Origin of the sequence: Leifsonia virtsii (genome assembly GCF_030433675.1) — a bacterium.
In the GTDB taxonomy this organism is placed as follows: Bacteria; Actinomycetota; Actinomycetes; order Actinomycetales; family Microbacteriaceae; genus Leifsonia; species Leifsonia virtsii.
Genome location: NZ_JAROCB010000007.1, coordinates 68,268 through 86,095, shown reverse-complemented (window position 1 = coordinate 86,095; position 17,828 = coordinate 68,268). Strand labels below are relative to the sequence as shown.

Genomic DNA, 17,828 nt, shown 5'->3' with positions numbered 1-17,828 from the left:
GTCAGTCTCCCAGTCGGACGCGGGGATCGAGGGCCGCCAGGACGACCTCGGACAGCAGCTGGATGATCACGGCGATCATCACGGCTCCGAGGACGAGGGCCTGGACGACCAGGTAGTCGCGGCTCTGGACGGATGAGACCGCCAGACTGCCGAGACCGTTGCGGGCGAAGATCGACTCGACCACGATCGCTCCGGCGAGCAGTTCGCCGATGCGGAGGCCGATCACCACCACGACCGAGCCGAAGCTGTTGCGCAGCACGTGCCGCCGGGTGATGAGGGTGGGCGGCACGCCCTTGGCCTTCGCGAGGTCGACGAAGTCTTCGCCCCGGGTGGTCAGCATCGAGGTCTGGAGCATCCGGGCGATCACCGCCGCCTGCGGAAGCGCGAGGGCGATCGCAGGAAGGATGAGGAACTGGATGCCGATCCCGGGATCGGTCAGCAGCGAGGTCTCCCCGCTGATCGGGAGGATCGGGATGGCGAAGCCGAGCAGCAGGATGAGCAGCAGACCCGTGAGGAACGGCGGGGTCGCAAGGAAGATGGTGCTGAAGGTGTCCACCAGGCCGCGGATGGCCGGGGAGCGCTTCGCCCCGCCGAGGACCCCGAGCCCCACCCCGACGACGATCATGATGATCGCCGCCAGGATGGCGAGCTCGAGGGTGCTGTCGATCCGGCTGGCGATCAACTCGCCGACCGGACGCTTCAGCACGTACGACTGGCCGAGGTCCCCGTGCAGCACGCCGCCGATCCACTTGAAGTACTGGGTCCAGATCGGCTGATCCAGTCCCAGGTCGTCGCGGATCTTCGAGATCACCTCCGGGGACGCGTCGGGACCGGCGAGCACCACGGCCGGATCGCCAGGGGCGAGTCGCGGCAGCAGGAACGCGATGACCGAGCTGACCACGACCACGAGGATGAACGACGGGAGTTTGCTGAGCAGGAACCGGGCCATCACTTGCTCACATACGCGCTCTTGAACAGCAACAGCCCGCGGATGGAGACGTCGATGTTCTTGACGGAGGTGGAGGCGACGACCGCACCGGGCGACTGGATCATGGTGTTGAGGAACGCCTGGTCGAGCATGTAGTCCGACAGCTCACCGAGCGCCTTCTCGCTGTCCTTCGAGTTCGTCGCGTCGGCCAGAGCCGCACTCAGCTCCAGATACTCGGGCGTCGCCATGTGCGAGGTGTTGCCTTTACGCAGGGTCGGGAGCGCCTGGGCGATGGTCGACGGCGAGAGTCCGACCTGACCGTGCAGCGTGAGGAAGGCGCCAGGGATGGTGCCCTGGCTCTGCGCGGCCTGGTAGTTCGGCTGGTCCCGGCCGTCGGCGACGGGCTTGAGGCCGATCGCGGTCAGGTTGTTGGCGATGATCTGGTACTCCGCGTTGACGGTGGCGTTCGAGCGGTTGTACGTGATCGTGACCTCAGCTCCCTCTGCGCCGGCGTCCTTGACCAGTTTCTTGGCCTTGTCCGGGTCGTAGGTGTAGTGCTGTTCGCGGGATTTCCCGACGCCGGCCGACCCCGGCGCCCACGGCAGGTCGGTGACCGTGCCGAGCCCGGCGAAGACCTGCGAGTTGAGTCGCTTCCGGTCGATGGCGTAGGCGATCGCCTGCCGTACCGCCTTGTTGTTCAGCGGCGCGTTCTGGATGTTCAGGCCGATCGGGTAGATCGAGCCGCCGCCCTTGACGAAGTCGTACTGCTTGTTGTTCTGGAAGGTGGCGGCATTGACCGGGGCCATTCCGTAGGCGACCTGGGCACGGCCGCTCTTCACGGCGTTGATCTCTGCGGTCGGATCGGTCGTGACGACGTACTCGATCTTGTCGAGGTGCACCTGCTTGGCGTCCCAGTAGTCCTTGTACTTGCTGAGCGTGAATCCCGCGCCGGGACGCCAGTCGCCGAAGCTGAAGGGGCCGGTGCCCACGACCTGCGATCCGTCTGCGAGCCCGGCGAAGGAGGACGGGTCGACGATCTCGGTCTGGTTCAGGTAGTCGAGGAAGGAGTCGCCGAGCACCTTTCCGAAGGTGATCGTGAGGCTGGTCGGGCTGTCGACCGTCACGTCGGTGAACTGCTTGGCCACGAAGGCGAGGTTGTCGCCGCTGGCGGGGTCGATCGACTTCTCGATGGTGAACTTGACGGCGTCGGCGGTGAAGGGCTGGCCGTTCTGGAAGCTGACCCCCTTGCGGAGGCTCACCTTCGCGCTCTTCCCGTCGGCCGCGACGTCGACCTTGGTGGCGAGCACCGGGTCGACCTTGCGGGTGCCGGGCTCGAGCCGGATCAGGGGTTCGAAGACGTTGTCCACCCACGGCCAGTTGCGGTCCAGCGTTCCGAAGAGGCCGCTGGGAAGGGCGTCCAGCGCCATCGCGACCGTGAGCGTTCCGCCGTCCACCGGCTTGCCGTCTCCGGTGTTCTGGCCCACGCTGCGGGCCGAGGTGCAGCCGGTCAGCGCGAGAGCGACGGCGACGCCGGCCACGAGCGCCTTGCGCGGCGTGAGCCACTTTCGTCGGGTTGATGGATCCTTGCTGGGCATCGTTGCTCCTCTTCATTGAGTGGGACGTCCTGGTGCGGAGCGTCGCGAAAGGATCAGGAGATCGGGGGAAGCGAGGGCCTCGCTACATTTTTTCTCCAATGGAGAAAGTAATGCGGTAGGCTGCACCTGTCAACCCGAGGAATGGAAATCTGGACGCGATGACGCTGCTCGAACCCACCCGGCACCGGGGCCCCTACGAAGGGATGGTGCTCAAGATCCTCCGCGACGAGGGGCCCACCTCACGCACCCGGCTGTCCGCGATCACCGGGCTGTCCCCCACCACCATCACCAAGACGGTCGCGCCGCTGATCGAGCTCGGGCTGCTTACCGAGAGAGCCGACGAGTACGGCGGGCTGGGGCGACCCGCGATCTCCCTCGTCCCCGTTCCGGAGGCACTTACCGTCGCCGGCGTCCAGCTCGGGGTGGGCAAGTACCGCGTCGGCCTGACGGACGCCCGGTCGCAGGTGCGCAGCCGGATCGTCTCCACCTTCGACCCGTCCCTTCCCGCCGAAGAGGTGATGAATCTCATCGCCGCCGACGTCCGCTCTCTGCTCACGGCCGACTCCGGGCCGGCATGCATCGGGATCGGCGTCGGGGCGCCCGGGCCGGTCGACCTGGCGCGGCGCACCAACATCCGGTCGGTCAACCTCGGCTGGAGCGACGTCCCCATCTCGGATCTCCTGGAGGATCGCCTGGGGATCCCTGTCGTCGTCGACCACAACGTCCGGTCGCTCGCTCTCGGCGAGGCCCGGTACGGCGGTCATGACGCGGAAAGCCTCGCGTACCTGTACGTCCGCACCGGCGTCGGCCTGGGTGTCGCTGTCAAGGGCGAGCCGTTCTACGGCGGACACGGGACCGGCGGCGAGAGCTACATCGGGCACACCCGGGTCGTCGAGGACGGCCGACCGTGCTCCTGCGGAGCCAGAGGGTGCCTCGACACCGTCGTGTCCGAGCCGTCGATCGCCGCGCGTCTCGCCGAGCTGGGCGATCCCCTCCCGCCCGACGCCAACGTCATGTCGGAGATGCGAGCACGCGCCCGGCGCGACCCGGCGGTCGCCGAGCTCGAGGACACGGTGATCGACCAGCTCGTGCGCTCGATGGCCATCATCGTCAACCTCTTCACGCCGGAACTCCTACTGGTGGGAGGCTCGCTCTCCTCCGCCCCGGCCGAGGTCATCGCCCGCCTCCGCGAAGGGACGCGCGAGCGGATCTTCCCGCTGCTGCGCGACAGCCTGCGCGTCGAGCCCGCGGACGGCAGCGACGACGCCCTCATCCGCGGCGCGGCCGCCATCGCTCTGGAGGTCCTGCACTACTCATGACCCGTTCCGACCGCCCCAACATCCTGCTCATCACCGCGGACGACATGGACGCGGGCTCGCCGTCCTCGTTCGGAGGTCCCGCCGGGATCACCCCGAATCTCGACCGGCTGGCTGCAGACGGCATCCGGTTCACCCGCGCCCACGTCGTGGCGGCGGTGTGCCAGCCCAGCCGCTCCGCGATCATGACGGGCCTGGTCCCCCACAGAAACGGCGCGGAGGGCTTCGAGCCGATCAACGACGGGGTCACCCTCCTCACCGAGCTGCTGGCCGACCAGGACTACGAGCTGGGCATCCTCGGCAAGGTGGGGCATATCGCCCCCGTCGAGCGCTTCGGCTGGGACTTCATCCGCCAGATGGAGGAGCTAGGGCTCGGCCGCGACCCCGGCAAGTACGGAGCGGCGACGGCGGAGTTCCTGGCCGGGGCCGACGGCAGGCCCTGGTTCCTGATGGCGAACGCGCACGACCCCCACCGGCCCTTCCACGGCAGCGCCGACGAGGCCGCGAAATGGCCGGAGGACGCACGCGGCGCCATCCCCGCCCCCTCTCGGACCTTCGACGCGGCGGAGTCCACCCCGCCCGGGTTCCTCCCCGATCTGGAAGGGGTGCGCACCGAGTACGCGCAGTACCTGGCCTCGGTGCGGCGCTGCGATGACGTCGTGGGCGCCGTCCTCGCGGCGCTCGACGCCTCCGGTCAGCGGGAGCAGACGCTCGTCATCTTCCTGTCCGACAACGGGATGGCGTTCCCGTTCGCCAAGGCCAACTGCTACCTCCGGAGCACCCTCACGCCGCTGATCATGCGCTGGCCCGGGCGCATCGCCGCCGGCACCGTCGACGAGCGGTCGCTCGTGTCCTCGCTCGACTTCTTCCCCACCATCACCGGCATCCTCGGCCTCCCTGTCGACGAAGACCTCGACGGGCTGCCCCTGCAGGGCCTGCTGGAAGACGGCGAGGAGTTGGCGCGCGACACGATGTTCACCGTCTTCCACGAGACCTCCGGCAAGAGACGCTTCGAGATGCGCTGCGCCCAGGACCGCCGCTACGGCTACATCTGGAACCAGTGGGCGGGGACGGGCCGCACCTATGTCGCGGAGAACATGGACGGCCTCAGCTGGGCGGCCATGGCGACGGCGGCGACGGATGCGCCCGAGGTGGCCGCGCGTGCGGAGTTCTACCTCGATCGCGCCCCGGAGGAGCTCTACGACCTCAGCACCGACCCGTTCGGCCTGCGCAACCTGGCCGACGACCCGGCACACGCGGACGTGCTGAACGACTTCCGGCAGCGCATCGGCGACTGGATGGCCGACCACGGCGATCCGCAGACCAAGACCTTCCGCACCCGCATCCTCAGTCGGTCGGACGTCCGGGCCGCGAGAGCGTGAAAGAGAACAGGCGCTCCCCCATGCCGGCCGCCGACGGGCGCTTCCCGCGGACGTTGTTCTCCGTGGGCGGCGAACCCGATGCGCGGTTCAGCCTCGCCAACGAGCGCACCTTCCTCGCCTGGATCCGCACCGGGCTCGCTCTCCTCGCCGGCGGCGTCGCGCTCGAGGCGCTGAGCCTGGGCATCCATCCCGGGTTCCGGTTCGCCGCGTCGCTCCTGCTCCTGGTCGCTGGCCTGGTCACCCCGATCCAGGCCTGGTACGGCTGGAAGCGCACCGAGGCCGCGCTGCGCACGGAGACGCCTCTCCCGAGCGCACCGCTGACGGTCTTCCTCGCGGTCGTCGTCTGCGCGGTCGGCGCACTCGTGCTCCTCGGGGTGCTCCTCCGGTGAGCACGCCGTTCGACCCGGGTCTGCAACCCGAACGCACCGCACTCGCCTGGCGCCGGACCTGCCTCGCGGTGCTCGCCGGCTCTCTGGTCGCCGCGCGCATCCTCCCCGAGCTGTTCGGCGCGTGGTCGGCGCTGCTCGGCATCGCCGGAGCCGTCGCGGCGGCGACCCTGCTTGCGGCCGTCCACCGGCGCTATCGCTCCCATCACCGCAGGCTCCACGCGCACGGCGACCGCGTCGCCCTCGCCGACGGTCGCCTGATCGCCGCGCTGGCGATCCTCGCCGCCTCCGCGGGCGCCGTCAGTGTGATCGCCGTGGCGCTCGTCGCCGCGCGGCCCTGAGCGATCTATTCTCCGACGGGTGCGATGAGCTCCGTCAGCAGCGCGGCCACGGCGTGCATCCCGGCGTCGTTGGGGTGGTAGGGCGCTCCGCCCCGCGAGCCGAGCTGGAATCGGCGGGTCCACGGGTCGGCGGACCAGGCGTGGTGCGCTCGCGACGCCGCGGCAGCGGGCGCCACCTCGCACGCGAGCTCGTCGGCCACCGAGCGGAAGGTCGCGGTGAGGCGCTCCGCGACCGTCCGCCCCCAGTCCGCGACCGGTTCGGGGAGCCGCCCGAGGTCGGCTGCCGTGCCGCTCGGGGGGAGGATCGTGAGGTAGTCGACGAGAACGACGCGCGCCTCCGGCGCGACCCGGCGGATCCGGCCGACGATGTCGCCGAGCCGGGCGCCCAGACCGTCGAAGCGCGCGTCCAGCGTGCCGGGGTCGAGCGCGTCGCCGAGGCGGCGGCGCATCCTCGGCAGCGCCTGCACCGGGCGCGGCAGGCTTGCGATCGACAGTCCGCCCACGTAGCCGATGTCGTTGCCGCCGATGCTCATGGTCACCAGGCGCGTCTCCGCGGTGACGGCGTCGAGTTGCGCAGGCACTCCCCCGGCGCCCGGGCCGAGGAGGTCGGCGGTCGTCGCGCCCGAGTAGGTGACGTCGCGCAGGCGCAGCCGCGCCGTCGCCGCGAACAGGTGAGGGTAGTTCACTGCGGAGCGTCCGGAGCGCCGGGGGCCGCCCGGTGCGCGGGGCCGCAGGCCGGGGCCGGCACCGAACGAGCTGCCGAGCGCGACGTACTCTGCGACGTGCGAATCCATCACCACGCCATCGTCCCTCAACTGCTCGCCCGGATGCCCTCCACGTACCGCTGCACTCGCTCGAAGAGCTCCACGTCGTACGGGCCCCAGACCGGTTGCGGGGTGTCCGGGCCGACGTAGGGCTCGTCGCTGTAGTGACGCTGGTACTCCGCCAGCTTCGTCTCCAGCTCGGCCCGGATGCCGGCGTACGACGGATCGTCGGCGACGTTCCGCACCTCCGACGGGTCGTTCCGGAGGTCGTACAGCTCCCACTCCGGTTCCAGGATCCGGTCGGACGCTCCGGGAACCCCCATCCCCGCGCCGTAGTAGTAGATGAGCTTGAAGTCGGCGGTGCGGATGCCGTAGTGCGCGGGCGCCGCGTGGATCGGGTCGTCGTGCTCCCAGTACCGGTAGTACATAGCGTCCGGCCAGTCGTCGAGCCGCTCGCCCTGGAGGAGCGGGAGGAAGCTGCGCCCCTGCGAGGTGGCGAGCTGCGACGGTGCGACCCCGCAGGCGTCGAGGAAGGTGGCGGCGAAGTCGACGTTGGTGATGATCGCCTCGCACCTGGTGCCCGGCTCGATCCGCTTCGGCCAGCGCACGAGCATCGGCATCTGCAGCGACTCGTCGAACATCAGCCGCTTGTCGAACCAGCCGTGGTCGCCGAGGAAGAACCCCTGGTCGGAGGTGTAGACGATGAGGGTGTTCTCGGCCTGACCCGTCTCCTCCAGGTGATCGAGCAGCCGGCCGACGTTGTCGTCGATGGACTGGATGCACTGGAGGTAGTCGCGCATGTAGAGCTGGTACTTCCAGCTCATCCGCGCCTCGCGGTTCTCCGGGCCGCGCAGGTGCTCCGGGACCTCGGTCTTCAGGTCGTCCGCCCCCATGTCGTCGGCGATCGTCATCCGCACGCCGCGCACCGCCTTGCTGCGGGTCGCATAGTCGTCGAAGAAGGTCTCCGGCTCCGGGATGTTCCCGTCGGCGTAGAGGTGCTTGTGCTTCTCGTCCGGCACCCACGGCCGGTGGGGCGCCTTGTGGTGCACCATCATGCAGAAGGGCTGCTCGGCGTCCAGGCCGTCGATCCAGTCGATGGACAGGTCCGTCACGATGTCGGTGGCGTAGCCCGGCACCACGCGTGTGCCGTGCGCGTCGATCATCTCCGGGTCGACGTAGTCGCCCTGACCGGGGAAGATCTTCCACGCGTCGAAGCCGCGCGGCACGGACACCCCGTGCTCGCCGAGGTGCCACTTGCCGAACATGGCGGTGGCGTAGCCGTTGTCGTGGAGCACGTCGATGAAGGTCGGCACGCGGTAGTCGAGCTCGGTCCAGATGGACGACACGCCGTTCACGTGGCTGTAGGTGCCGGTGAGGATGGTGGCGCGGGAGGGACTGCAGATGGAGTTCGTGCAGTACACCGCGTCCATCCGCATCCCCTCGGCGGCGATCCTGTCCAGGTTCGGGGTCGAGTTGACCCGGCTGCCGTAGGCCGAGATCGCGTGGGCCGCGTGGTCGTCGGACATGATGAAGATGATGTTCGGTCGGGTCATGGGAGGCTCCTCCAAGGTGGTGTCGGCGCGGTTCACAGAGTCACGGTGACGGCGAGGGGCAGGTCGGTCACGGCCGAGCCGACGCGGAGCACGAAGTCGCCCGCCTCCTGCTGCCAGCCGTCGTCCCAGTGGGCGAGCGCGCGCCGCGGCACGGCGACCGTCACCTCACGGCTCTCACCGGCGCCGGCCCGGACGACGGCGGACCCCACGAGCCAGCGCACCGGCCGGTCGACCGCGGAATCGGCCTTCTCGGCGTATACCTGCACGACGTGCTTCCCCGGCCGGTCGCAGGTGTTGGTCGCCGTCACCCGCACCACGGCCGTGTCCCCGTCGAACCCGTTCGTCGCGGCGTGGTCGAGGCTCCAGCTGGTGTAGCCCAGCCCGTGCCCGAACGGGAAGGCCGGGGCGGCGCCCGACCGCAGCCACGCGCGGTACCCGATGTGGACGCCCTCGTCATAGCGCACGACGCCGTCGACGGGGGTCACCTCCAGCACGGGCACGTCCGCCATCGCGGCGGGCCAGGTGGTGGGGAGGCGACCGCCGGGCTCGCGCTCGCCGGTGAGCATGTCGGCGACGGCGTTGCCGTACTCCTGGCCGCCGAAGTAGGTGAGGAGCACGGCGGCGGCCTCGTTCCGCCACGGCAGCTCGACGGGCGAGCCGGAGTTGACGACGACCACGGTGCGCGGGTTGGCGGCCAGCACGGCGCGGACCAGATCGTCCTGCCGACCCGGCAGGCGCAGATCGCTGCGGTCGAATCCTTCCGACTCGACCCGCGCGTTCGTGCCGACGACCACGATCGCGACGTCGGCCGCCGCTGCGGCCGCGACGGCGTCGGCGATCAGGCGTTCCGCATCGGTCTCGACCGGCTCGGTGCCGATGGTCACGCTGAGCGCGTTGCCGAGTCCGCCCTCCAGCTTCCGCGGCTGCAGCTCGATGCGGACGCGTCTGCTCCTTCCGGCCTGGAAGTCCACCGGCGCCGAGGCGGCGGGCGGGGCGAGGAAGGCAGCCCCGAGGTCGGCGCCGAGCGCCTCCGGCGTCGCCTCGAGCACAAGCTCGCCGTCGACGATCAGGCGGCCCGTGGCGACCGAGGCGAAGCCCAGCCGGACGGCGCCGGTTTCCGGCATCGTCAGGTCGGTCTCGAACACCAGCGTCCCGAGGGAGGAGACGGGCGCATCGCCGCCGAAGTACACCAGCGCGCTCGCCAGGCGGTCCTCGGTGAAGACGCTCGCCCCCGACTCGTCGAGGAACTCGACCCGCGCGCCGGGTCCTCCCGTGGCGGGATTCGTCATAGCGTCGCGTTCGAGCTCCGCCAGGCCCTCCTGGACGATCGCGCCGAGCGAGTAGACGACCTCGGCGTCCGGAAAGGCCGCCCGGATCCCGTCCACGGGCGAGATCACCCGCTCCGGCAGCACGGTGGCGCTGCCGCCGCCCTGGGTGCGCGCGTGGAGCGCGTTGTGTCCGATCACCGCGATGCGGCCGGGCCGGCCGAGCGGCAGGATGCCGTCGTTGACCGCGAGCACCGACCCCTCGGCCGCCGCCTCCCGGGCGAAGGCGATGCCGTCCTCGACGAGCACCGGCGCGGTCACCGCGGGTTCGACCCCCTCCAGGGCGCCCACCCGGGCGGCGAGCAGCAGGATCCGGCGCACCTTGCGGTCGACCGCCGCCTCCTCCACCTCACCGCTGCGGACGGCGGCGACCAGCGCGTCGCCCCAGGGGCCGAGCGGGCCGGGCATCGCGAGATCCTGGGAGTGGCGAGCGCTCTCGATGGACCGCACGGCCGTCCAGTCGCTGATGACCACCCCGTCGAAGCCCCACTCGGAGTTCAGCGGGGTCTCCAGCAGCTCGTTCTCGGTCGCCGTCGCGCCGTTGATCGCGTTGTAGGCGCTCATCACGAGCCAGGCACCGGCTTCGGTGATCGCGTCCTCGAACGCCCGGAGGTAGAGCTCGCGCAGCGCCCGATCGCTCACCCGCACATCGGCGGTGAAGCGGTCGGTCTCGAAGTCGTTGGCGACGTAGTGCTTCGGGGTGGCGCCGACGCCGTTCTCCTGCACGCCGCGCACGTAGGCGGCGGCGAGCTGGGCCGTCAGGACGGGGTCCTCGCTGAAGGCTTCGAAGTGCCGGCCGCCGAGCGGCGACCGGTGCAGGTTGATCGTCGGGCCGAGGACGACGTCCACCCCCTTGCGCCGGGCCTCGACCGCGGAGGCGGCCCCGTAGCGCCGGGCGATCTCCGGGTCCCAGGAGGAGGAGAGCGCGGTGGCGGACGGGAGGTTCAGCGACGGCGAGCGCTCGTCCCAGACCTCGCCGCGCACCCCGCTCGGTCCGTCGGAGACGAGGATGCGGCGCAGGCCGATCTTCTCCAGCGGCCAGGTCGTCCAGAAGTCGCGTCCGGTCAGCAGCTGCACCTTCTCCTCGAGGGTGAGGGCGGCGAGCCGGGACTCGATCTCGGGCGAGTGCTCGGTGAGGGGGTTCATACGGTGTCCGTTCGTTCTGCGGCCGCGCTCTCGCCGACCGGGATCTCAGGGCTCGGCTCGTAGCCGAGCCGCCACGCTCTCACGCGGACGGGCGCCTGGACGGCGACCGGTCCGGAGTAGGGGTGCCAGCGGCGGGGGTCCTGCGGGACCGACCCGAACTCCCCGCGGGCGGGTTCGGCCGGCGCCTCGCGCCGGGGGCCGTCGACGGTCCAGCCGAGGATGACCCCGGGGGTGTCGCTGCGGACCGTCAGGATGACGCCCACGACGGCGGCGACCGGCTCCGCGGTGCGACGCCGGACTCCGCCCGGTCGCCACCGCTCCTCCAGCTCGTCCTCCGGCAGCAGTCCGAGGTCGCCGTAGCGCTCGGTCCAGTCGTCGAGAGCGCCGCGCAGCCGCGCGACGTCCGCGGCGTGAGCGGGATCGGTCGCCAGGTTCCTCGTCTCGTGCGGGTCGGCGAGGATGTCGTAGAGCTCCTCCGGCGGCTTCGACTGGGCCACGACCGTGCGCTGGAGCGGGTCCAGCGCCGACGGCCGGACGCCCTTGGCCCGCTGCTGCGCCTCGGCGGAGGCGAGCCTGCGGTACGCCGCCCAGGTGGGGAACCGGTCGGAGTAGTCGGTGTGGATCATCGCCGGCTTCTCCGGGAAGTCGTTGCGGATGTACCGGAACCGGGCGTCGCGAACGGTCCGTGCGCGGTCCTCGGCCTCGCCCTGCCGGTCGCGGCCGCCGAACGTGTAGGCGTTGGGCTCGGCCACGACTGCGCCGTCGGCGGTGAGGAAGGGCACGCCGTGCATGGCCTCCGGCACTTCGACGCCCGCGAGCGCGAGCATGGTCGGCGCCAGGTCCATCGTGTGGACGAGCCCCTCCGCGGTGGCACCGGCGGGGACCCGCCCCGGCCAGCTGACGATCAGCGGCTCGCGGAGCCCGGACTCGTTCGGCCAGCGCTTTGCGCGCGGCATCCCCTTGCCGTGGTCGCTCCAGAACACGACGACCGTGTCCTCCAGCAGGCCGTCCTCCTCCAGCTCCCGCAGGATCCCCCCGGCCCAGTGGTCCATCTGGGTGATCAGGTCGGAGTACCGCGCCCACGCCGTCCGGAACTCCGGCTCGTCCGGATAGTACGGAGGGAGGGGCGCCGCGGCCGGGTCGTGCCGCGCGTCGTCCGGGACGTCTGCGGTCGCGGCCGCGAACGCGTCGTCGTCGAGGTACAGCTGGGACTCGTGGGTCGCCATGCCGTGGAAGACCGCGAAGAACGGGGTGTCCTCGCTCGGCCGGTTCCTCCAGTGCGCCGTCGGGCTGCAGTCGTCGAAGGCGATCTCCGGCAGCTCCAGCTGAAAATCGGTGAACCAGTTGTTGGTGCAGTAATACCCGGCGCCGCGCAGGATCTCCGGCAGCAGGCGCACCTCGGGCGGCGGCACCGCCTTCGACCGCATGTGCATGGTCCCGATCGCCGTCGGGAAGCATCCGGTGATGATCGCCGACCGCGACGGTGCGCAGATCGGCGCCGCGGCGAAGGCGTTGTCGAACCGGACGCCGCGCGCGGCGAGCGCGTCCAGGTTCGGCGTCACGGCGTACTCGGCCCCCGGCCAGACGCCTGCGTAGCAACCGAGGTCGGGGTTGATGTCGTGCGTGCTGATCCAGACGATGTTGGGGCGGCGTCCGTCGTCCGTCATGAGGCGACGCCGACCTCGGCGGCCTGTGCCAGCTCGTCGGCGATGGCCCGGAACCGGGCGGCGTCGATGGAGCCGGCGCGGGCCATCCCGAGGATGCTGGCCCACGGGGTGGAGGCCACCAGCTCGGTGGTCCCGAGCCACGGCAGGTGGCGGTCGAGCACAGAGCGCGTCGCGTCGTCGGCGAGCAGGGCGTGGACCGGGGTCTGCAGCAGCGGGAGGGCGGGGACGGTCGCGAGGTCGGGCAGCGGCTCCGCCACGGCCCGCGCCCGGTCGGCGTCCGCCCGGGCACGCAGGTGGCGGGCATCGGCCGGCCCTTCCACGGGAAGGCCCAGCCGCTCGGACACGCTCGGCGGCGCGTCGTTCTCGCGCAGCAGGTCCAGCAGGAGCGAGATCATCCGCAGCTCGACGTCGTCGTCCACGATCGGGTCGTTCTGACCGGGGTCCGTGGCCAGGTCCCAGAGCAGAGTCCCGTGCTGCCACGAGTTGATGCGGAACGTGCCCACCGCGTCGATCCGCATGGTGCGCAGGCCTTTGGTGAAGGGGAACGGTTCGGCCGGCTGCCAGTCGCGCAGCTCCGCGACGCCGAACCGGCTGCGCATGTGCGTCGGCATGAGGGTGAAGTCCTCGATCGGGCCGTTCTCCTCGTCGACGCTCGCCCGCATGTACACGTAGCGGCCGTCGGTGACGTTGACGTGACCGCCGTGGATGCCGAACAGCGCGCCGTCCTTCCCCTCCGCCAGCGCGAGGTCCTTGCCCAGCATGTCCGGAGTCGGCTCGAGGCCGAAGAACTTCAGCACGGTCGGCGCGATGTCGATGGTCTGAGCCAGATCGCCGCGCCGCGTGTCCGCGCCCTTCGACCGCGGATCCCACAGGAACATCGGCAGGTGCACGAGCTCGTTGAACCACGGCTGCACCGACTTCGCCCACCAGCCGTGCTCGCCGAGTAGGAACCCGTGGTCGGTGTTGACGACGAGCATCGTGTCGTCCCACATGTCGTGCTCGTCCATGTAGTCGAGCACGCGGCCGAGCGAGTGGTCGCACATCGAGACGAGCGCCGCGTACTGGGTGCGCGCGTGCTCCACCTGGTCCGCGGGCTCCACGACCTTCGCGTAGTCCGGCCAGTCGAACTCCGGGCCGTCGTAGCTCTCGGGGTAGAGGTCGCGGTACTTCTGGTGGACGAAGAAGGGCTCGTGCGGGTCGAAGAGCTCGATCTGCAGCATCCAGCGGTCCGCATCGACATTGGTGTCGAGGAACTCGATGCCCGCGTCGACGGTCCTGGTCTGGGAATGCTCGGCCTCGGTCGTCATGTACCGGCGGTTGACGGCGTCCTGCGTCCGGAGGGTGGCGGGGAAGCGCACGCCGCGCAGTGCGTCGGCGTCGCCCTTCCAGTTGTCGCCCTCCTGTCCGCGGAAGAACTCCCAGGTGTTGTAGCGCGTGTGGTAGGTGCCGCCGCCGTCCTCCCAGTAGTGCTGGTGGTCCGAGACCAGGTGGGTGTGCACCCCGGCGTCCTTGAGCATCTCCGGCATCGAGTCGTCGAACGGCTCGAGCGGACCCCAGCTGCGGTGGAGGAAGTTGTGGCGTCCGGTGTGCAACTCGCGCCGGGCCGGCATGCACGGCATGGAGCCGGCGTAGAAGTTGTCGAACGTGACCGCCTTCCGCGCCAGCCGCGCGAAGTTCGGGGCGTCGACGAGCGTGTCGGCATAGGGCGGGAGCATGTGCCGGTTGAGGCTGTCGAACATCAGGATGATGGCGCGCATGGAGGTCTCCTGGTCTCTGGATCAGACGGCGGCGACAGCCACGGTGCTGGTCGAATCGCGGTTCTGGCTGGCGAGCAGTTCGTGCCGCTCCTGACGCCGCCTCTGCTGGAGCACCGGGTCGGGAACGGGCGCCGCCAGGAACAGCCGCTGGGTGTAGGGGTGCTGGGGGTGGGTGGTGACGGCTTCCGCCTCCCCCCACTCCACGATCTCGCCGTGGTACATCACGGCGACCCGGTGGCTCAGGTGGCGGACCACCGCCAGGTCGTGGGAGACGAACAGGTAGGCCACCCCGGTGCGCTCCTGGATCTCCTTGAACAGCTCGAGCACGCGCGCCTGGGTCGACAGGTCGAGCGCCGACACGGGCTCGTCGCAGACGATCAGGCGGGGCTGCAGCGCGAGCGCGCGGGCGATGGCCACCCGCTGACGCTGGCCGCCGCTGAACTCGCGCGGTAGCCTCTGCCCGGCGTTGCTCGGCAGCCGCACCTCGTCGAGCAGGTTGCGCACCCGCGCACGGGCGTCCTTCGCCGGCATGTCCCGGGCGGTCAGCGGCTCCATGAGGATCTGCTCGATCGTCATCGACGGGTTCAGCGACGTGTACGGATCCTGGAAAACGACCTGAATCTCGTGCGCCAGGCCGCGCCTGGCCTTCTTCGAGAGCGTCGCGAGATCGCGGCCGTCGTACGTGATCGAGCCGCCGGTGACCGGCGCGAGGCCGAGCAGCGCCCGGCCCAGCGTCGTCTTCCCGGAGCCGGACTCCCCCACCAGCCCGACGGTCTCGCCCGCCTTGATGTCGAGGGAGACGCCCTTGAGGGCGCGGAAGGGCTTCTTGCCGAGGCCCTTCGCGGGGTACTCGACGACGACGTCCCGGATGTCGACGAGGGTCTCGCTCATCGGAGTGCTCCATTCGTGTCCACGGTCTCCGGCGGGGTGGCTGCGTCGACCGACGTCCCGGTCTCCTCCAGCACCGCATCGAAAAGGGATCGGGTGTAGGGATGCTCGGGCCGGGCGAACAGGTCGCGTACCGGTCCGGTCTCGACGATCCGGCCGGACCGCATCACCGAGACCGTGTCGCAGATGTCGGCGACGACCCCGAAGTTGTGCGTCACGAGGATCATCCCCATGTGCAGCTCGCTCTGCAGGCTCCGGAGCAGGTCGAGCACGTCGGCCTGCACCGTCACGTCGAGCGCGGTGGTCGGCTCATCCGCGATGAGCAGGTCGGGGTCGCAGGAGACGGCGCCGGCGATGAGAACCCGCTGGGCCATGCCGCCCGAGATCTGGTGCGGGTAGGCGTTGAAGGTGCGCTCCGGGTTCGGGATGCCGACCCGGCGGAGCAGCTCCAGCGCCCGCTTCTTCGCCTCCGCCCTGCTGATCTTGAGGTTCGCCCGCATCGGCTCGACCAGCTGGCTGCCGACCGTGAACGAGGCGTCGAGGTTCGACATCGGCTCCTGGGGGATGTAGGCGATCTTGAGGCCGCGCAGGCCGCGCATCTGGGCCTCGCTGCGGGTGGCGAGGTCCTGTCCCTCGAAGGTGATCGAGCCGCCGACGATCCGGCCGCCGTCGGGCAGCAGACGGAGCACCGACCACGCGGTCTGGGTCTTGCCCGACCCGGACTCGCCGATGAGCCCGTGAACCTCGCCGCGGTGGACGGTCAGGGAGACGTCCTCGACGACGGTCGTCACCGAGCCGTCCTCCTGCGCGTAGCCGACGGCGAGCGAGTCGACCGAGAGCAGCACCTCCGCCTCGTCGAAGCGGTGGTCGGCGCCGTGGACCACGACCGGCTGACGCTCGATCACCGGCACCGCGGCGGCGGTCCGGCGCCGACGACGGCGCGTCCGCCCGCTCTGCTCCAGCGTGTCGCGCAGAGCGTTGGCGAGCAGGACCAGCGAGACGCAGGTGAGCCCGATGGCGAGGCTCGGCCAGAGCATGAGCGTCGGGTCGGTGTAGATGTTCGAGAAGCCCTCGTTGAGCATCGATCCCCAGGTGGGGATCGACAGATCGCCGAGGCCGAGGAACTCCAGTCCCGCCTGGATCGAGATCGCGATCCCGGCGACGAACGAGGCCTGCACGAGCGCCGGGCCGCGGACCACCGTCAGGATGTGCCGGGAGATGATGCGGGCGTCCGTCAGCCCGGACACGCGGGCGGCGTCGACGTACAGCTCGTCCCGCACGGCCGAGACGGTGGAGTAGACGAGGCGGTAGAACGCCGGCGAGAGCAGCACGCCGAAGATGGCCATCGACGTCCACAGCGACGGGCCGAGCACGGCCCGGGCGGCGAGCAGCACCACGATGCCGGGGAGGGCCTGGAGCAGGCCGACCACCCACGAGGACAGTCCCTCGAACCACCGGCCGTAGTAGCCGGCGATGAGACCGCCCGTCACGCCGACGATCGCGGCGACGACCAGCGCGAGGGCCGCCCCGGCGATGCTGAAGCGCGTGGCGTAGAGCAGGCGCGAGAGCACATCCCGTCCCGCGCTGTCGGTGCCGAACGGGTGCGCCGGGCTGAGCGGCCCGAGCACGTCCACGGCGGAGGCGGCATCCGGGTCGTGCGGAGCCAGGAGCGGCCCGAACACGGCGAGCAGCACGATGAAGACGAGGAAGGACAGCGACACGACCGCGATCGGCTTCTTCAGGAGACGACGCAGCAGCGACCGCGACGAGCGTGTGGCCGCGGCGTGGATCTCTTCCGTGAGATCCGCGGCGAGGGGGTCGATCATGAGAGGCGCACCTTCGGATTGAGCCAACCTTGGGCGAGGTCGACGATCAGATTGAGCAGGACGACGAGGATCCCCGTGGCGATCACGAGGCCCATGACGAGCGGGATGTCGCCCTGGGAAGTCGCGGTCACGGCCACCTGGCCGACGCCCGGGATCGCGAAGATCTGCTCGATGATGACGGCGCCGCCGAGGAGACCGACGAAGTGGACGCCGAGGACGGCGAGCGCCGGGCCTGCCGCGTTGCGGAGCGCGTGCTTGAGCACCACCGATCGCGTGGAGAGGCCGCGGCTCTTCAGCGTGCGCACGTAGTCCTGGCGCAGCGAGTCGAGCATCGAGCCGCGGATCTGCTGGGTGACCCCCGCGATGCCGCCGAGCGACAGGGCGATGACCGGCAGCGTGACGGATGCGATCCAGCCCTGCGGCGAGTCGCCGAACTGCACGTACCCGGTCGGCGCGAACCAGCCGAGATTGATCGCGAACACCACGACGAGGCCGAGGGCGATGAGGAAGCCGGGGATGGCGGTGCCGATCAGCGAGATGACCTGCACCAGTCCGTCGATCCAGCCTCCCCGGGTCGCGGCGAGGACGCCGAGCACCACGGACACGACCGCGATCAGGATGGTCGCGCCGAAGACGAGCGAGAGGGTGACGGCGAGCCGGCTGAGGATGGCATCCCCCACCGGCTGGCTGGTGAACCAGGAGGTTCCCAGATCGCCGTGGAAGACGCCGGAGACCCAGCTCCCGAACTGCTCGAAGAGCGGGCGGTCGAGGCCGAGCTCGTGCGCCTTCTGAGCGACGGTCTGGGCGGACGCGTCCTCGCCGAGCAGCCGGCGGGCGATGTCCCCGCCGCCGGCGTAGAGGAGCAGGAACGCGATCACCGAGATGGCGACCACGAGGACGACGCCGGACAGGATCCGTCTGGCGATGAATGCGAGCATGATGGGAGTCCTTCGA

At 70.5% G+C, this 17,828-nt stretch carries 14 protein-coding genes; 4 read left to right on the top strand and 10 right to left on the bottom strand.

The annotated features are described in order from the left end of the window. Position 1 precedes the first annotated feature (1 nt). Positions 2-949, bottom strand: a complete 948-nt coding sequence (locus P5G59_RS20235) for an ABC transporter permease (protein ID WP_301220830.1) — start codon at positions 947-949, stop codon at positions 2-4. Then, positions 949-2,523: an ABC transporter substrate-binding protein gene (locus tag P5G59_RS20230; protein WP_301220829.1), complete on the bottom strand. Its 1,575-nt coding sequence runs from the start codon at positions 2,521-2,523 to the stop codon at positions 949-951. Before P5G59_RS20230 ends, P5G59_RS20235 begins: the two co-directional genes overlap by 1 nt. Before the next feature lie 158 nt (positions 2,524-2,681). Here P5G59_RS20230 and P5G59_RS20225 point away from each other — a divergent pair, with 158 nt between their 5' ends. From P5G59_RS20225 to P5G59_RS20210, 4 genes are read left to right on the top strand one after another with little or no spacing between them, the layout of a single operon-like run. Further along, positions 2,682-3,842, top strand: a complete 1,161-nt coding sequence (locus P5G59_RS20225) for an ROK family transcriptional regulator (RefSeq protein ID WP_301220828.1) — start codon at positions 2,682-2,684, stop codon at positions 3,840-3,842. Continuing rightward, entirely contained in the window at positions 3,839-5,221 is a 1,383-nt protein-coding gene (locus P5G59_RS20220; RefSeq protein ID WP_301220827.1) for a sulfatase family protein, read from the top strand. Before P5G59_RS20225 ends, P5G59_RS20220 begins: the two co-directional genes overlap by 4 nt. 20 nt (positions 5,222-5,241) lie before the next feature. After that, positions 5,242-5,610 (top strand): YidH family protein, encoded by a 369-nt coding sequence (locus P5G59_RS20215; RefSeq protein ID WP_301220826.1) that lies wholly within the window; start codon positions 5,242-5,244, stop codon positions 5,608-5,610. Further along, positions 5,607-5,948, top strand: coding sequence for a DUF202 domain-containing protein (locus P5G59_RS20210; RefSeq protein ID WP_301220825.1), 342 nt, complete (start codon positions 5,607-5,609; stop codon positions 5,946-5,948). Before P5G59_RS20215 ends, P5G59_RS20210 begins: the two co-directional genes overlap by 4 nt. A gap of 5 nt (positions 5,949-5,953) precedes the next feature. On the opposite strand, the gene P5G59_RS20205 is transcribed toward P5G59_RS20210, so the two are convergent. The 8 genes from P5G59_RS20205 to P5G59_RS20170 are packed head-to-tail and all read right to left on the bottom strand — an operon-like array spanning position 5,954 to position 17,812. After that, on the bottom strand, positions 5,954-6,742 hold the full coding sequence (locus tag P5G59_RS20205) for an SGNH/GDSL hydrolase family protein (protein WP_301220824.1): 789 nt from the start codon (positions 6,740-6,742) through the stop codon (positions 5,954-5,956). 17 nt (positions 6,743-6,759) lie between these two features. After that, positions 6,760-8,265: a sulfatase family protein gene (locus P5G59_RS20200; RefSeq protein ID WP_301220823.1), complete on the bottom strand. Its 1,506-nt coding sequence runs from the start codon at positions 8,263-8,265 to the stop codon at positions 6,760-6,762. A gap of 32 nt (positions 8,266-8,297) precedes the next feature. Then, positions 8,298-10,736, bottom strand: coding sequence for a glycoside hydrolase family 3 protein (locus P5G59_RS20195; protein ID WP_301220822.1), 2,439 nt, complete (start codon positions 10,734-10,736; stop codon positions 8,298-8,300). After that, the gene (locus tag P5G59_RS20190; protein ID WP_301220821.1) at positions 10,733-12,403 is read right to left on the bottom strand and encodes a sulfatase family protein; all 1,671 of its coding nucleotides are present in this window, start codon (positions 12,401-12,403) and stop codon (positions 10,733-10,735) included. Before P5G59_RS20190 ends, P5G59_RS20195 begins: the two co-directional genes overlap by 4 nt. Continuing rightward, positions 12,400-14,160 carry a sulfatase gene (locus P5G59_RS20185; protein WP_301220820.1) on the bottom strand — a complete coding sequence of 587 codons (1,761 nt, stop codon included), beginning with the start codon at positions 14,158-14,160 and terminating at the stop codon, positions 12,400-12,402. The genes P5G59_RS20190 and P5G59_RS20185 overlap by 4 nt, the downstream gene beginning before the upstream one ends. 21 nt (positions 14,161-14,181) lie before the next feature. After that, on the bottom strand, positions 14,182-15,051 hold the full coding sequence (locus P5G59_RS20180; RefSeq protein ID WP_301220819.1) for an ATP-binding cassette domain-containing protein: 870 nt from the start codon (positions 15,049-15,051) through the stop codon (positions 14,182-14,184). Further along, entirely contained in the window at positions 15,048-16,874 is a 1,827-nt protein-coding gene (locus tag P5G59_RS20175) for a dipeptide/oligopeptide/nickel ABC transporter permease/ATP-binding protein (protein ID WP_301220818.1), read from the bottom strand. Before P5G59_RS20175 ends, P5G59_RS20180 begins: the two co-directional genes overlap by 4 nt. Further along, positions 16,871-17,812: an ABC transporter permease gene (locus tag P5G59_RS20170; RefSeq protein WP_301220817.1), complete on the bottom strand. Its 942-nt coding sequence runs from the start codon at positions 17,810-17,812 to the stop codon at positions 16,871-16,873. Before P5G59_RS20170 ends, P5G59_RS20175 begins: the two co-directional genes overlap by 4 nt. Positions 17,813-17,828 lie beyond the last annotated feature (16 nt).

Excerpts from the sequence above, each read along its gene's own strand:
- P5G59_RS20235 (WP_301220830.1), bottom strand. The coding sequence starts at position 949 with ATGGCCCGGTTCCTGCTCAGCAAACTCCCGTCGTTCATCCTCGTGGTC.
- P5G59_RS20230 (WP_301220829.1), bottom strand. The coding sequence starts at position 2,523 with ATGCCCAGCAAGGATCCATCAACCCGACGAAAGTGGCTCACGCCGCGC.
- P5G59_RS20225 (WP_301220828.1), top strand. The coding sequence starts at position 2,682 with ATGACGCTGCTCGAACCCACCCGGCACCGGGGCCCCTACGAAGGGATG.
- P5G59_RS20220 (WP_301220827.1), top strand. The coding sequence starts at position 3,839 with ATGACCCGTTCCGACCGCCCCAACATCCTGCTCATCACCGCGGACGAC.
- P5G59_RS20215 (WP_301220826.1), top strand. The coding sequence starts at position 5,242 with ATGCCGGCCGCCGACGGGCGCTTCCCGCGGACGTTGTTCTCCGTGGGC.
- P5G59_RS20205 (WP_301220824.1), bottom strand. The coding sequence starts at position 6,742 with ATGGATTCGCACGTCGCAGAGTACGTCGCGCTCGGCAGCTCGTTCGGT.
- P5G59_RS20200 (WP_301220823.1), bottom strand. The coding sequence starts at position 8,265 with ATGACCCGACCGAACATCATCTTCATCATGTCCGACGACCACGCGGCC.
- P5G59_RS20195 (WP_301220822.1), bottom strand. The coding sequence starts at position 10,736 with ATGAACCCCCTCACCGAGCACTCGCCCGAGATCGAGTCCCGGCTCGCC.
- P5G59_RS20190 (WP_301220821.1), bottom strand. The coding sequence starts at position 12,403 with ATGACGGACGACGGACGCCGCCCCAACATCGTCTGGATCAGCACGCAC.
- P5G59_RS20185 (WP_301220820.1), bottom strand. The coding sequence starts at position 14,160 with ATGCGCGCCATCATCCTGATGTTCGACAGCCTCAACCGGCACATGCTC.
- P5G59_RS20180 (WP_301220819.1), bottom strand. The coding sequence starts at position 15,051 with ATGAGCGAGACCCTCGTCGACATCCGGGACGTCGTCGTCGAGTACCCC.
- P5G59_RS20175 (WP_301220818.1), bottom strand. The coding sequence starts at position 16,874 with ATGATCGACCCCCTCGCCGCGGATCTCACGGAAGAGATCCACGCCGCG.
- P5G59_RS20170 (WP_301220817.1), bottom strand. The coding sequence starts at position 17,812 with ATGCTCGCATTCATCGCCAGACGGATCCTGTCCGGCGTCGTCCTCGTG.